Here is a 13,731-nt window from a genome sequence, read left to right on the forward strand (position 1 = left end):
CGAACTATTCCGTGCGAATTATTCCACGTGGAGTATTGCTCGGATGCTGTCTCGGAAGCAAGTTTCTGGTGTGGACGCGCCGCGGCCCCGGTGGGATCCACCGGGGCCGCGGGAGGGAGAGGGGAAGGCCGGGACGAGGGGAAGGGCAGGGAGGAGGGAGACGGGAGGGGGAGGGGAAGGGCGGGAGCGGGAGCGACTAGATCGACGTCTTGCGGGTCTGCGATCGCGTGAAGCACAGCGCTGCGATCAGGCCGATCACCAGCACCGCCGCCGGAAGCAGCAGCGACTGGGCCATCGCGTCGCTGAACCCCTGCTGCAGCGGCTCCGGCACGATCCGGCCGAAGCTCGCCTCGGCCGACGGACCGCCGCCGGGCGCGGCCGGGAGGTTGTGCGCGAGCCGCGACTCCATCAGTACGGCGATGCCCGCGCTGCCCAGCACCGCGCCGATCTGCCGGGTCGTGTTGTAGACCCCCGCGCCGGCTCCGGCCTGGGCGTACGGCAGGTTGCGGGTCGCGGTCGCGCCGATCGGTGCCCACATGAATCCGTTGGCGACGCCGAGCAGCCCGATCGGCAGCAGCAGTTGCCAGATCGGCACGGTCGGAGTGATCACCGCGCTGAGCCAGAACAGCGACGCCGAGCAGCACAGCACGCCGAAGCCGGCCAGCAGCCGCGGCGAGGCGGTGTCGGTGAGCTTGCCGACGAACGGCGCCAGCAGGCCGGAGATGACGGCCATCGGAACCATCAGCAGCGCCGCCGGCGTCGGGTCGAGGCCGCGCACGCTCTGCGCGTACAGCATCAGCGGGAAGGTGAGGGCGGTGATCGCGAAGCCGATCGTGCTGATCGCGAGGTTGGCCAGGGAGAAGTTGCGGTCCTTGAACAGCGACAGCGGCAGCAGCGGTTCGCCGGTGTTCCGGGCCTGCCAGAACACGAAGATCCCGAGGACGACGAGCCCGGCGGCGATCAGCGACCAGACCGAGATCGGTCCGGTGATCCGGCCCCAGTCGTACTTCTGGCCTTCCTGGATGCCGAAGACCAGGCAGAACAGGCCGACCGAGCTGAGCGCCACGCCGAGCAGGTCGAAGCGGCGGTCCTGGGTCGGCAGGCTCGGGACCAGGCGCAGCGCGAGGACGAAGCCGACCAGGCCGACGGGTGCGTTGACGAAGAAGATCCACTGCCAGCCGAGGCCGTCGACCAGGACGCCGCCGAGCACCGGGCCGACCAGCAGCGCGGCGCCGGCGGTCGCGCCCCACAGGCTCATCGCGCGGCCGCGCTGGTCGGCCGGGAAGATCCGGGTGATGACGGCCATCGTCTGCGGGGTCATCAGCGCGGCGCCGAAGCCCTGGAAGACGCGCGCGACGATCAGCAGCTCGATCGTGCCGGTCAGGCCGCAGGCCACCGACGCGAGCGAGAACAGCACCAGGCCGGTGAGGTAGAGCCTCTTCGGGCCGAACCGGTCACCGAGCCGGCCGGTGACGAGCAGCGGTACGACGTACGCGAGCAGGTAGGCGCTGGTGACCCACACGACGCTGCCGATGTCCGCGTGCAGGTCGGTGAGGATCGCGGGCGTCGCGACCGAGACGATCGTCGAGTCGACCAGGATCATGAAGAAGCCCAGCATCAGCGCCCAGAGCGCGGGCCAGGGCCGGACGGTGGTCGCCGGGTCGTGCTGGCGTAGAGCGGCCATGCGAGTTCCTCATCTCAGCCGGAGCGGTCCTCGGTGAGTGTGACTCACTGACAAGTCAGTAAGCAAGAGGGGCGACCCAAAGACGCCGGGCCGCCGTGCGGACACGGCGACCCGGTGGAGACGTCAGCGACAGGTGGAACGAAGCCCGGTCAGCAGCCTGTACGCCGGCGGCCGCAGTGGGGCGAGCCGGCGTACGGCGGTCAGACGTAGCGTTCGAGGATGCTCGACTCGGCGAGCCGGGACAGGCCCTCGCGGACCGTGCGGGCGCGGTTCTCGCCGACGCCGTCGACGGTCTGCAGGTCGTCGATGCTCGCGGCGAGCAGCTTCTGCAGGTGGCCGAAGTGCTCGATCAGGCGGTCGATGACCGCGCCGGGCAGGCGCGGCACCTTGGCCAGCAGCCGGTACCCGCGCGGAGTGACCGCTGCGTCGAGCTGCTCGGCGCCGCCGAGCTGCAGGGCCCGCGCGACCTGGCCGATGTCCAGCAGGTCGGTCGGGCTGACGGCGTCCAGCTCCAGCAGTACGTCGTCCGCCGTTTTGGCCTTGCGGCCGGTCGCGGGCGGCAGGTAGTCGCGGACGACCAGCTCGCGCTCGCCGGCCACACCGGCGACCAGCTCGTTCAGCTGGAGGGTGAGCAGGCGGCCGTCGGTACCGAGCTCGACGACGTACCCGTCGATCTCGGTGGCGATCCGGCGAACCATCTCCAGTCGCTGGGCGACGGCGGCGACGTCCCGGACGGTGACCAGGTCCTCGATCTCCAGCGCCGACAGCGTGCCCGAGACCTCGTCGAGGCGCAGCTTGTACCGCTCGAGGGTGGCCAGCGCCTGGTTGGCCCGGGACAGGATCGCGCCGGAGTCCTCCAGCACGTAGCGCTGGTCGTCGACGTACAGGGCGATGATGTGCATCGACTGCGACACCGAGATCACCGGGAAGCCGGTCTGCCGCGCCACTCGGTCGGCGGTGCGGTGCCGGGTGCCGGTCTCCTCGGTGTGGATCGAGGGGTCCGGCATCAGGTGCACGGCGGCGCGCAGCATCCGGCTGACGTCGCGGTCGAGGATGATCGCGCCGTCCATCTTGCTCAGCTCACGCAGGCCGGTGGCGGTGAACTCGACGTCGATCTCGAAGCCGCCGGTGGAGATGCCGTCGACGGTCTTGTCATGACCGAGGACCAGGAGGGCGCCGGTCCGGCCCCGCAGGATCCGTTCCAGGCCTTCGCGCAGTTCGGTACCGGGTGCCACGGCCGCGAGGGTCGCGCGCATCCGGGTCTCGGTGCTGTTCTTGTCGGAATTCGGGGCCACGGTCCCTGAGTCTATGCGGGTCCGCGGCGTGGTGTGAGCCAATACCGGCCGGAGCGGGTACTCCTTGCACGGGCGTTTGCAAACGCCCGTGCATCTGGGTGTGCACCCGACGCGTGCAACTAATTTTCCGGCGTGAAGAGACGTGATTGCGGGACCGGGCAGAGTCGGAAACCCTCACCGGTCAACCAACGGCCCGGCCGCCGGGACGCAGAAAATTGTCTGCGTCCTTACGGCGAGTCTCGCTCAGGGGCAGCGGATGATCTGACCGGCGTACGACAGACCGCCGCCGAAGCCGAACAGCAGTACCGGGGCGCCGACCGGGATCTCGCGGCGCTCGACCAGCTTGGACAGCGCGATCGGGATGCTCGCGGCCGAGGTGTTGCCGGACTCGACGACGTCGCGCGCGACGACCGCGTTCACCGCGCCGAGCTTCTTGGCCAGCGGCTCGATGATGCGCAGGTTGGCCTGGTGCAGGACGACACCGCCGAGGTCCTCGGGCGCGATGCCGCCCTTCTCGCAGACCTGCTTGGCGATCGCCGGGAGCTGGGTGGTGGTCCAGCGGAAGACGCTCTGCCCGTTCTGCGCGAACTTGCCGTCGCCCTCGATCCGGACCGCGTCGGACATCTCCGGCACCGAGCCCCAGACGACCGGCCCGACCTCAGGCTCGTCGCTGGCCACCAGGACCAGCGCGCCGGCGCCGTCGCCGACCAGGACGCACGTCGTACGGTCGGTCCAGTCGGTGAAGTCGGTGAGCTTCTCGACGCCGATCACCAGCGCCTTCGAGGCCGCGCCCGCGCGGATCGCGTGGTCGGCGGTGGACAGCGCGTGGCTGAAACCGGAGCAGGCCGTGTTGATGTCGATCGCGGCCGGGTGGCCGAGGCCGAGCCGGGCGGCGACGCGGGCGGCGATGTTCGGGGAGCGGTCGATCGCCGTACAGGTGGCGACGACGACGTAGTCGATCTCGGCCTTGTCCAGGCCGGCGTTCGCGATCGCCTTCTCCGCGGCCCGCCAGGCCATCTCGTCGACCTGCTCGTCGGGGGCCGCGATCCGGCGCTCCTTGATCCCGACCCGGCTCTGGATCCACTCGTCGTTGGTGTCCACCATCGTGGCGAGCTCGGCGTTGGTGAGCACCCGCTCGGGCTGGTAGTGGCCGAGCGCGACAACTCTGGATCCGGTCATGGGGGCTCCTTCGTGGGCGGCCGCAGGGAGGGGTGGGCCGCCATCCAGAGTACGTAATGACGAATCAGGGTGTGGACACCCGTCTCACTCTTGTGAGACTCATTACAGAGTCCTAGAGGATGCCGGCGGCGTGCATGGCGGCTCGGATGTCGCCTGCGGCGAAGACGCGCAGGCCGTACTTGGCCTGCATGTCGAGCGGCTTCAGGTCCTTGCCGCGGTTTGGGACGTCGGCGGGGACGATGGCCTTGGTGAAGCCGAGGCGGGCTGCCTCGGCCAGGCGTTTCTCGAGGCCGCCGACGCGGCGGACCTCGCCGGCCAGGCCGACTTCGCCGATCGCGATCAGGCCGGGGTGGATCGGCTTGTCGGTGACCGACGACGCGACCGCGATGGCAACCGCCAGGTCCGCGACCGGTTCGGTGATCTTCACGCCGCCGACGGTCGCGACGTACACCTCGTGGTCGTGCAGCTTGACGCCTGCCCGGTTGCCGAGCACGGCCAGCACCATGGCGACCCGCGACGACTCCAGGCCGGACGTCGTACGCCGTGGTTGCGGCGCCGAGGACGGTCCGACCAGTGCCTGCACCTCGGCGAGCAGCGGGCGGCGGCCCTCCATCATCACCGTCACGCACGTGCCGGCGACCGGCTCGGAGTGCTCGGAGACGAACAGGCCGGTCGGGTCGCTGACCTCGACGATGCCGGTGTCGACCATGTCGAAGCAGCCGACCTCGTCGGACGGGCCGAACCGGTTCTTGGTGGCGCGGACCATCCGGAAGCCGGAGTGCCGGTCGCCGTCGAAGGCGAGCACGACGTCGACCAGGTGCTCGAGCATCCGCGGGCCGGCGATCGCGCCGTCCTTGGTGACGTGCCCGACCAGGACGACGGCGATGTTGCGCTCCTTGGCGAGCCGGACCAGCGCGCCGGTCACCTCGCGGACCTGGGTGACGCCGCCGGGGGCGCCGTCGACCTCGGGGTGCGCCATCGTCTGCACGGAGTCGATCACCAGGAACGACGGCTCGACCGCGTCGACCTGGCCGACGACCGCGCCGAGGTCGGTCTCGGCCGCGAGGAACAGTTCGTCGACGAGCGCGTCGGTCCGGCCGGCGCGCAGGCGGACCTGGGCGGCGGACTCCTCGCCGGAGACGTAGAGCGTGCGGTGCCCGTTGCGCGCGGACTGGGCCGCGACCTCGAGCAGCAGCGTGGACTTGCCGACGCCGGGCTCACCGGCGAGCAGGATCACCGCGCCCGGTACGACGCCGCCGCCGAGCACGCGGTCGAGCTCGCCGATCCCGGTCGCTCGCGACTCGGCCTCGACGGCGGAGACCTGCGCGATCGGCATCGCGGGGGAGGAGATCGGTCCGGCGGTGATCCGGGCGGCCTTGGGTGCGCCGACCTCGACGACGGTGCCCCAGGCCTGGCACTCGCCGCAGCGCCCGATCCAGCGCGCCGCGCTCCAGCCGCACTCCGAGCACTGGAACGGCGACTTCCCCGCCGCCTTCGACTTGGTCTGCCCCGCCGCCTTCACCATGTTCCCAACCTAGGCGACCCCACCGACAATCCACGACCGGCGCCGCCGAGCCCTGTGGACAGAGGAGAAGAAGCAGTTTCAACGGAGACGCCATTGGTTGATCTTGTGGCGAAGCCAGCTGATGGGTCGTGGGGCGGTTGAGGGCTCGACCGGAGCCGGAGTCGTCTGAGTCGCGGCGTCCAGGTACTTCTTGAGAAGAGGGCTTTCGGACCTACGCAGCACGGCGCTCTGCTGCAGCAGGCTCTTGCCACCAGCCCGATCACCAGCAACCACAGCAGCAGACCCCAGGTGCTGCAGGCAACGAGCTTGCCCCTCCCGCTCGTCGATCTCCGAGTACAGGTGCTCGGCGCGCCCCCACCACCTCTCCGCCTGGTCAGGGCGCTTCAGCATCCACGCGGCGACGCCGATCAGCTCGGACACGTGCGCCTGCGCGCTGCGATCAGCAGCAGCGGCCGCGCGGGCCAGCGCAGGTGTCAGCAGTTCCAGCGCGCCCTCTCCGTCCTCCTGGTAGAGCTGCACGATCGCCAAGTTGATGGAGATCGCCACATCAGCCGCCAAGTCCGGCCCGGGCCGGCTCAGCCGCGCATCGTCCAGCCGGCTCCGGGCATGCGCCACCGCCTCGTTCCGCTCATTCCCGACCGGCGCGGAGTCGGCCCGCGCCAGGTTGATCAGCGCCGACTCGACCTGCCGCCTGGTCTCCACCGCGGCGCCTGTCCGGCTGTGTGGTGATCGTCCCGGCAGGGTCCGGCCGGCTCGCTCGCGCTGGGCCGGTGAGATGTTGGCCGAGACCGCGATCATCGTGATCGCGGTGCCAAGGTCGTTCAGCAACCGGTACGCCGTGGCCTGACGCGCCGTCGCCAGCTCTTCCAGGTCGTGCCGTCCGGTCCCCTCCGCCACGGTGAGCAGGAAGATGCTGATCTGCAGCAGGTCGTCCGCGTGCCCTTGCCGCACGTACCAGGCGTCCAGTGCGTCGCAGATCCGAGCCAGGTCGTCAGCAGTCGCCGCCACCGGCTTCTCCTCGACCAGCAGCTCCCGCAACCGCGGCTCGTTCTGCTGGAACCACTCCGCCGCAGCCAGCCCACCAGACTCGGAGCCGAGCGCCACCAGCCACTGCTCGGCCTCTTCGGCCGCTGCCTGCAGCTCTGACGGAGTACTGGGCGCAGCAGCCCCTGCACGCCACCGCCTGTACTTCCGCAGCAGCACCGGAGCGTTGTAGATCCCCCAGATCACCACGAACAGTGCAGTCAGGCTGAAGCCGACGGTGCGGATCCACCCCGTGCTGTCCAGGCTCTGCGACAGCTTCTCGCTGGCCAGCCCGGACAGCAGACCCGCCGCGATCGCACTGATCCCGAGGAAGTCACCCCTCCGCCGCTCGTCCTTCGGCTTCTCCTCCTCGGAGCTCACGGCCGGCTCCCGATTGTCAGTCCCCGCACCACAGTTCGCCAGAAGGTCAGCATCAGCACCGCCGGTACGACGGAAGCCACGACAGCAGCTGCCGCGACAGTCCCGCTCGACGCCGAGAACTGCCGCGCCTCACCCCAGAGCACCAGCGACAGTGGCGTCGTACCGGCTCCGCTGATCAGGAACCCGACGATGAAGTCGTTCCACACCAGCACGAACTCCAGCACCGCAACAGCGATCACCGCAGGCCGATAGGTCCGCTGCACAGTAGCCAGTACGGCGCTCTGCCGCGCCGGCCCTTGCAGCGCCTCAGCAACAAGTGTCGGTGGAGCGGACGCGAACGCAGACCGCAGCAGCAGTACGGCGAACGGCAGCCCAGCCGCCGCATGCACCAGCCCCAAGGCGATTCGCGACCCGGTCAGCCCCGCCGCGTCGATCGCATCCCGCAGCGGCGCGGCGTACATCTGCACGGGTGTCACAGCCAGCACCACGAAGACCGACGTCACCACGCGGCCCAGCCAGGTTGGCAGCCCACCCCACGCGACCAGGTACGCCGTTGGCACAGCAACAACCAGCAGCACAACCGTTGCGACAGAGGAGATCAGCACAGTCGACAGCAACGCCCGCAGCAGACCAGTACTCGCCGCAGCGTCGAACGACGACAGTCCGAGCCCGCGCAGCGACCACCAGCCGTGCAGCCCGGCCTCCCGCGGCGAGTGCAGCGCAGTAGCAACCAGTACGACGGCCGGCAGGGTCCAGAACAGGCTGACGGCGAACCCAGCGGTCCAGCCGATCCGTCGTACTCGCTTGCTGGGCTTGGATCTCTGCAGCGACGCGTCAGCCGGTACGACGCTCACCGGCATCGCCCAGCGCCGCCGGCGCAGCCCACGCACCCCGATCACCGCCACCGTGGCCACGATGGCGAACAGGACCACGCCGAGCGCCGCCGTACGACCGGTGTCGCCACCTGCTGTCGTTGCGCGCCACCAGTTGAGGCCGAGCACGTCAGCGTCGTGCTGCATCGGCCCGGGCACGACGATCAGCACCAGGTCGAAGACGCGAACAGCCGCAACTACCAGCGTCAGCGTGATGACACCGGTGATCGGCCGCAGCAGCGGAAGCTCCAGCACCCGCCAGCGCCGCAGCCCGGTCAGCCCCTCGGCAGCGATCGTCCGGCTGACGTCGTCGGGGATGGCGTCGAGCCCGGCGCGGAACAGCGAGACGACGTACCCGAGCCAGGTCCAGCCGAAGGCGGAGACCAGCACCAGCCAGAACAGACCAGGGCCGAGCCACACCGGACTGGTACCGAACAGCGAGCTCCACACCGCTGTCACCGTGCCGCGCTCAGGTGCCGGGTCGAAGATCAGCCGGAACGTCGCACCGGACACCAGCACCGACACAGCGAACGGAATCACCAACGCTGGTTGGAGAAACGAGGAGACGCCAGGCAGGCGGTAGCTCACCACAGCCAGCAGGAAGCCCACGACGACCAGTGCGACGGCCACCGCGATCCAGGCCACGCTGTTCCGTACGGCGTGCAGTGCGGCCGGGTCGCCCATCACCGCGAAGTTGCTGAGCCCGAACGACCCGTCCGGCAACCGGAACGCCGCCACGACGGTGATCACGATCGGCACCAGCAGCAGACTGGTCAGCAGCAGCGCCGGAATCCCCAGCAGGTAAGGCCCTGCCGGTCGCTGCGGTCTACCGGTCACCGGGCGGCCCGACACGGACCGGCCGGCGATCTCCAGCGACAAGCCGTTGCTGCTGAGGCCCATCAGCTCTCCACCTTGCCCAGCTCGTCCAGCGCGGACCGCACAGCTTCCGGTACGACGTCCTGCCCGCGGTTGCCGACCTGGACCAGCAGATCGGTCAGCACGCGCCAGAGCCCGTCGATGCCGCCCAGGTCACCGAGCCGGTCGGACAGGTCGAACTGCAACGACGTACCGGGCGCCACCAGTTGGTCGGCCAACCTGGTCAGCTCAGGGGAGTAGCCGGTGGTGCGTCCGTCGACCAGGAAGCCGCCGGACGAGATCCAGGGCGCCGGAGCGGCCGGTGTGGCGAGCCGGCGCAACAGGTCCCAGGCGTCGTCGGTCGCCGGCCGCTGCAACACCATCACGTCACCGCCGACCACCACCGGTGCGGCCGCTCCCGCACCGAAGGCCGGGAAGGTGAACAGGCTGACGTCGGCCGGGTCGGCGGCGAACGAGCGGATCACCGGCTCGGCGAAGTCCGACGCGACCACCATCGCCGCGCGGCGGTGGCCGAAGACCTCCAGGACCGCGTCCGGGAACTGCTGGGTCAGCGAGCGTTCCACGCCGCCCGCCAGCGCACCCGGGGCAGCCCACATCGTTGCCAGTTGCTGCAACGCGCTAGCGAACTCAGGTACTCGCGACGGCCGCGGATGCTCCGCCACAGCCAGCGCGCGGTACGCGTCGGGCGCCGTACCGAGCAGGACGTTCTCCAGGAAGTCGGTGAGCGCCCAGCCGTCGCCTGCGCCCAGCGCGAGCGGCCTGATGCCACTGGTCGACAGAGCCTTGTTCAGCTCGAGCCACTCGTCCCACTGCGTCGGCGGCTGCACCCGCGCCTCGCGGAACACCGACGGCCGGTACCAGACCGCCGACTTGTGCGCGGTCTTGAACGGTACGCCGTACGTCCGGCCATCCTGCGTCAGCAGCTCGTCCCAGAGCCGGGCCCGGCCGCGCCCGGCCAGGTCGTCCGGCATCTCCTCCAGGTCAGCGCGGTGCGGCGGGACCAGACCGGGCTGCGGCAGCATCACCAGGTCGGGCCGCCGTCCTGAGCGCGCTCCGAACGCTGTGGAGATGGCGTCGCCGAGCGGGATCACCTCGACCGGGTAGTCGAGCTTGCCGAGCCCGTCCAGCACCCGGTGGAACGCCCGCAGCTCCGGACCACCCCAGCTCACCGCTACTCGCACGCTGCGGCTCAGCCCGAGCACGTCCGAGCTGCAGCCGGAGAGCGTCGCAGCAGCTGCACCTGCTAGCAGTACGCGTCGGCGGATCATGCGTCACCACCGCTGTCGAAGTCCTTCGTCCGCGCAGCGTCGCTGGTGATCAGCACCAGCGCGATCGACCAGAGCTCGGTGATGTTGTCAGAGCGCAGCAACGACCCCCAGGTCGGCAGCCCGGGCGCATCCTCCAGCACGATCACCGACGGCTCCGCACGGACAGCACGGGCCAGTCCGGCCAGCCGGCGTCGTCCTGGGGTGATCTCGTGCGGGTGGCGCTCCAGCACGTCGCCCAGGTCGCAATTGGTCGCGGTGAGCCGGCACTGCTTGTCCGCTGCCTCAGCAGTGGCCCGGTGCGTGGAGACGTGCCCGTGCACGATGTTGCCGAGCACTGTGAGGTGCGGCAGCAGCCCGCCCTCGGCAGGAACCAGCCGCACCGACCCGCTGGTCTCGACAGTGGCATGCGGTGGGGGCTCGTCGAGTCCAGCGATCAGGTCCGCGCACAGCCGCGCCTCGGCCTTCGTCGGGAGCACCAGCGAGCGCTGCTCTCCTGCGCGGACCCTCACCTCGTCGGGGAGTCCTGGCAGCAGTCTTTGGAGCAGCAGTCCGTCCATGCCGGCGAGGCGCCTCCCAGGTCGAATGCTCACCCTAGGACGCCGACCGGTCCACTGCAGCGGACCGCGTGTCTAGTAGGTCCGGCTCCACAGGTTGATCGCGTAGTCGACCTCGTGGCCGGCGTACGACGTGATGATGCGTTCGGCGATCTGCGGCTGGAACTCGATCCGGACCACGGCCTCGAAGTCGGCGCGGGTCTCGAACCGCCAGCCCATGTCGAGCGGCGTCCGGTGCCAGCCGCGCGAGGTCCAGAACCGTTCCACCTCGGGCGCCTTGATCATCGGGTACGCCGCGCTGAACCAGCGGCCGAAGGTCGAGCGGCTCCCGTCGTTGTCGATCACGAACGCCGTGCCGCCGTGCCGCATCACCCGGTCCAGCTCGGCCAGGCCCGGTTCGCTGCCCGGGCCGAAGAAGTACGCCCAGCGCGCGTGCATGACGTCGATCGACGCGTCCGCGACCGGCAGCTGCTGCGCCGAGCCCTGCTTGACCTCGACGTTGCTGAACTGTCGCGTCCGACGCCGCGCCGACGCGGCGAGCGTGCCGTGCGGTTCGACGCCGATCACCTTGGCCGCGGTCTGCGCGAACATCGGCAGGTGGAACCCGGTCCCGCAGCCGAGGTCGAGCACGGTCGCGCCGGCCCAGTCCCGGATCGCCCGCATGGCCGGCTCGATCACACCGTTCGGGTCGACGGCCCGGTTCTCGATCTCGTAGGTCTGCGGGTGGTGCCAGATGTTGGGGCTGGGGATCCCACCCTCGGCGATGCTCACGACGGCCCAGCCTAATGCGGTTGAGCCGGCCCCTCCGCTCTGCGACCCTCGCCAGGTGCAGATGACCGAGTACGCCGGCCGCGACGGCCTCCGGGAGATGCAGGAACTCACCCAGCGGGTCTGGAGCCCGGCCTCCCGGTTCCACCTCGGCGACCTGGCCTGGGAGCGCAGCGCGAACGCCGCCCGGTCAGCAGACTGGCGTACGGCGGTCTGGCGCGACGGCACGGTTGGTCCGGTCGTCGCGTGGGGCTGGCTGGAGCAGCCGGGCCACCTGCTGATGGCAGTGGACCCGGCCCGCCCGGAGCTGGCCGACCAGGTCATCCACTGGTTCCGGGAGACCGCCGACGGCGACCAGCTGGCCACCGGAGTGCTGGAGACCGAGCACCACCTGCTCGCGCCGCTGGAGGCCGCCGGCTTCCGCCGCGACGACCAGTCGCCGTACTACACCCACCACTGGATCTCGCTGGACGCCTTGGCCACTCCGGTCGCCCCCGACGGCCTCACCCTGCGCCATGTCCGAGCGGACGAGGTGGCGAAGCGTGCCGCTGTCCACCGGGCGGCCTGGTCGGACCTGGCGCCGTCGAAGATGAACGAGGGCGCGATGGCCGCGGTGATGTCGGCCTGGCCGTACCGCTCCGAGCTGGACTGGGTGGTGGTGAACGAGGCCGGTGAGTTCGTCGCGTCGGCGCTGATCTGGCTGGACGAGCAGTACCAGGTCGGGCTGGTCGAGCCGGTGGGCGTCGCGACGGCGTACCGGCGTCAGGGGCTCGGCCAGGCGGTCAATCTGGCGGCGCTGCATGCGCTGCGCGCAGCAGGTGGGACGAGAGCGGTCGTCTGCCCGCGCGGCGACGACGGGTACCCGAAGGCGCGGGCGCTCTACCAGAGCATCGGCTTCAAGCCGGGCTCACGCACTCTGCACCTGCTGCTTGGTTAACGCGGCAGTCAGTGCCACCGGGATCAGCAGCAGCCCGCACAGCACAGCCAGCCAGTGGAAGCCCAGCTGCGCCAGCACCGGCCCGGCCGCCGTACCGGCGACTGACGCGAAGGCGCCCATGGTCAGGTCCGACAGGCCCTGCGCCGACGTACGGATGTCGGTGGGGACCGAGTTGGAGAGCAGTGTGGAACCAGCGACGAGACAGGCCGACCAGCCGAGGCCCAGCAGGACCAGTGCAAGTGCGGTGAGGCCGTGTGCCTCGTCGGGAGCCAGCGCGGCGACAGTCATCGCAACAGCCAGTACGGCGAGGCCGATGCCGATGGTGGGGATCCGGCCGAGCCGGTCGGCCAGCCAGCCCATCACCGGGGACAGGGCGTACATGCCGGCCACGTGACCGCTGATGACGAAGCCGACGATGGTCAGCGAGGCGCCGTGGTGACGCAGGTGGACCGAGGTCATCGACATCACGCCGACCATCACCGAGTGCGCGGTGGCGATCGACAACAGCCCGAGGCGGGCATGCGGGATCGCCATCACCCGGCGGAAGGTAGTGGCCAGCGGCTGGCGCTCCACCTTCTTGCGCGGCGTCGACTGCTGCAGCCGGCGCAGGCCGAACCAGACCGTCACCAGGCTGAGCGCGAACGCGACCACCGAGAACAGGTACGGCCCGGCGAGCGCCAGCACACCGAGCGACGTACCGACCGAGCCGCCGACGCCGGTGAGGTTCGGGCCGACCACCACGCCGATGGTCGTTGCCCAGACCACCAGCGACAGCGAGCGGGCGACGTACTTCGGATCGGCCGCGTCGGTGGCGGCGTACCGGGACTGGAGGTTGGCGGCCGAGCCGCTGCCGAAGAGACAGCCAGCGAGCAGCAGGAGGATCAGCGAGTCGATCTGGGCGGCGACGATGCTCAGCGCCGCTCCGACCGTGGCGATCAGGTAGCCGGTCGCCAGCGAGACCCGGCGGCCGTGGCTGCGGGCCAGACCGGCCAGCGGCACGGCGAGCACGGCCGCGCCGAGGGTGGTGGACGTGGCGACCAGGCCGGCCATCGAGGTCGAGCCGGAGATGTTCTCCGCGAGCAGGCCGGCGACCGCGAAGCCGCTGGCCACCGCCACCCCACCGACCACGTTGCTGACCACCAGGACCCGCAGGGTGGATCGCTGGAGGGTTCCGGGGGTCACGTCCTGCGGCACGGGGTCGGCGGTCACGGGCTCACCCTCTCACCTGGATCGTTGTCGCGGCAGGGGAATTAGTCTGGCGCGTAACTGCTCACCCCGTGGACTTGTGGGCAGTTCGGAGCGTGGACCGTCCCTGTTCGGGCCCGGGGTCGCGCTTGTAAGGTCTATTCCGCAACGTTCTTGCCAAACA

Annotated in this window: 11 protein-coding genes; 1 reads left to right on the forward strand and 10 read right to left on the reverse strand. The window is 70.4% G+C overall.

Translation table 11 applies throughout. The features are described 5' to 3' along the window. Positions 1–196 precede the first annotated feature (196 nt). The 9 genes from AB0M01_RS21390 to AB0M01_RS21430 all read right to left on the reverse strand — a co-directional run bounded on the left by AB0M01_RS21390 (position 197) and on the right by AB0M01_RS21430 (position 11,428). A complete protein-coding gene (locus tag AB0M01_RS21390) occupies positions 197–1,684 on the reverse strand; it encodes a DHA2 family efflux MFS transporter permease subunit (RefSeq protein ID WP_363672018.1) in 1,488 nt (495 codons plus the stop codon). 200 nt (positions 1,685–1,884) lie between these two features. After that, positions 1,885–2,979: a DNA integrity scanning diadenylate cyclase DisA gene (disA, locus tag AB0M01_RS21395; RefSeq protein ID WP_363672020.1), complete on the reverse strand. Its 1,095-nt coding sequence runs from the start codon at positions 2,977–2,979 to the stop codon at positions 1,885–1,887. 243 nt (positions 2,980–3,222) lie between these two features. After that, positions 3,223–4,158, reverse strand: a complete 936-nt coding sequence (locus AB0M01_RS21400; RefSeq protein WP_363672022.1) for a beta-ketoacyl-ACP synthase III — start codon at positions 4,156–4,158, stop codon at positions 3,223–3,225. Positions 4,159–4,270: 112 nt separating this feature from the next. Continuing rightward, positions 4,271–5,683, reverse strand: a complete 1,413-nt coding sequence (gene radA / locus AB0M01_RS21405) for a DNA repair protein RadA (protein WP_363672024.1) — start codon at positions 5,681–5,683, stop codon at positions 4,271–4,273. 78 nt (positions 5,684–5,761) lie between these two features. Then, positions 5,762–7,087, reverse strand: coding sequence for a hypothetical protein (locus AB0M01_RS21410; RefSeq protein WP_363672026.1), 1,326 nt, complete (start codon positions 7,085–7,087; stop codon positions 5,762–5,764). After that, positions 7,084–8,859 carry a sugar ABC transporter permease gene (locus AB0M01_RS21415; RefSeq protein WP_363672028.1) on the reverse strand — a complete coding sequence of 592 codons (1,776 nt, stop codon included), beginning with the start codon at positions 8,857–8,859 and terminating at the stop codon, positions 7,084–7,086. The genes AB0M01_RS21410 and AB0M01_RS21415 overlap by 4 nt, the downstream gene beginning before the upstream one ends. Beyond that, complete coding sequence (locus tag AB0M01_RS21420) at positions 8,859–10,103, reverse strand: ABC transporter substrate-binding protein (protein WP_363672030.1); 1,245 nt, start codon at positions 10,101–10,103, stop codon at positions 8,859–8,861. Before AB0M01_RS21420 ends, AB0M01_RS21415 begins: the two co-directional genes overlap by 1 nt. Beyond that, entirely contained in the window at positions 10,100–10,660 is a 561-nt protein-coding gene (locus AB0M01_RS21425; RefSeq protein ID WP_363672032.1) for a hypothetical protein, read from the reverse strand. Before AB0M01_RS21425 ends, AB0M01_RS21420 begins: the two co-directional genes overlap by 4 nt. Before the next feature lie 72 nt (positions 10,661–10,732). Beyond that, positions 10,733–11,428 carry a class I SAM-dependent methyltransferase gene (locus AB0M01_RS21430; RefSeq protein WP_363672034.1) on the reverse strand — a complete coding sequence of 232 codons (696 nt, stop codon included), beginning with the start codon at positions 11,426–11,428 and terminating at the stop codon, positions 10,733–10,735. Between the two features lie 61 nt (positions 11,429–11,489). Between AB0M01_RS21430 and AB0M01_RS21435 the strand changes: the two genes are divergently transcribed. Next, positions 11,490–12,362, forward strand: a complete 873-nt coding sequence (locus tag AB0M01_RS21435) for a GNAT family N-acetyltransferase (protein WP_363672538.1) — start codon at positions 11,490–11,492, stop codon at positions 12,360–12,362. Here AB0M01_RS21435 and AB0M01_RS21440 read toward each other — a convergent pair. Continuing rightward, positions 12,333–13,571, reverse strand: a complete 1,239-nt coding sequence (locus AB0M01_RS21440; RefSeq protein ID WP_363672036.1) for an MFS transporter — start codon at positions 13,569–13,571, stop codon at positions 12,333–12,335. The two genes, AB0M01_RS21435 and AB0M01_RS21440, sit on opposite strands and share 30 nt — an antisense overlap. Between the last annotated feature and the right edge of the window lie 160 nt (positions 13,572–13,731).

The organism is Kribbella sp. NPDC051770 (genome assembly GCF_040681455.1).
GTDB lineage: Bacteria > Actinomycetota > Actinomycetes > Propionibacteriales > Kribbellaceae > Kribbella.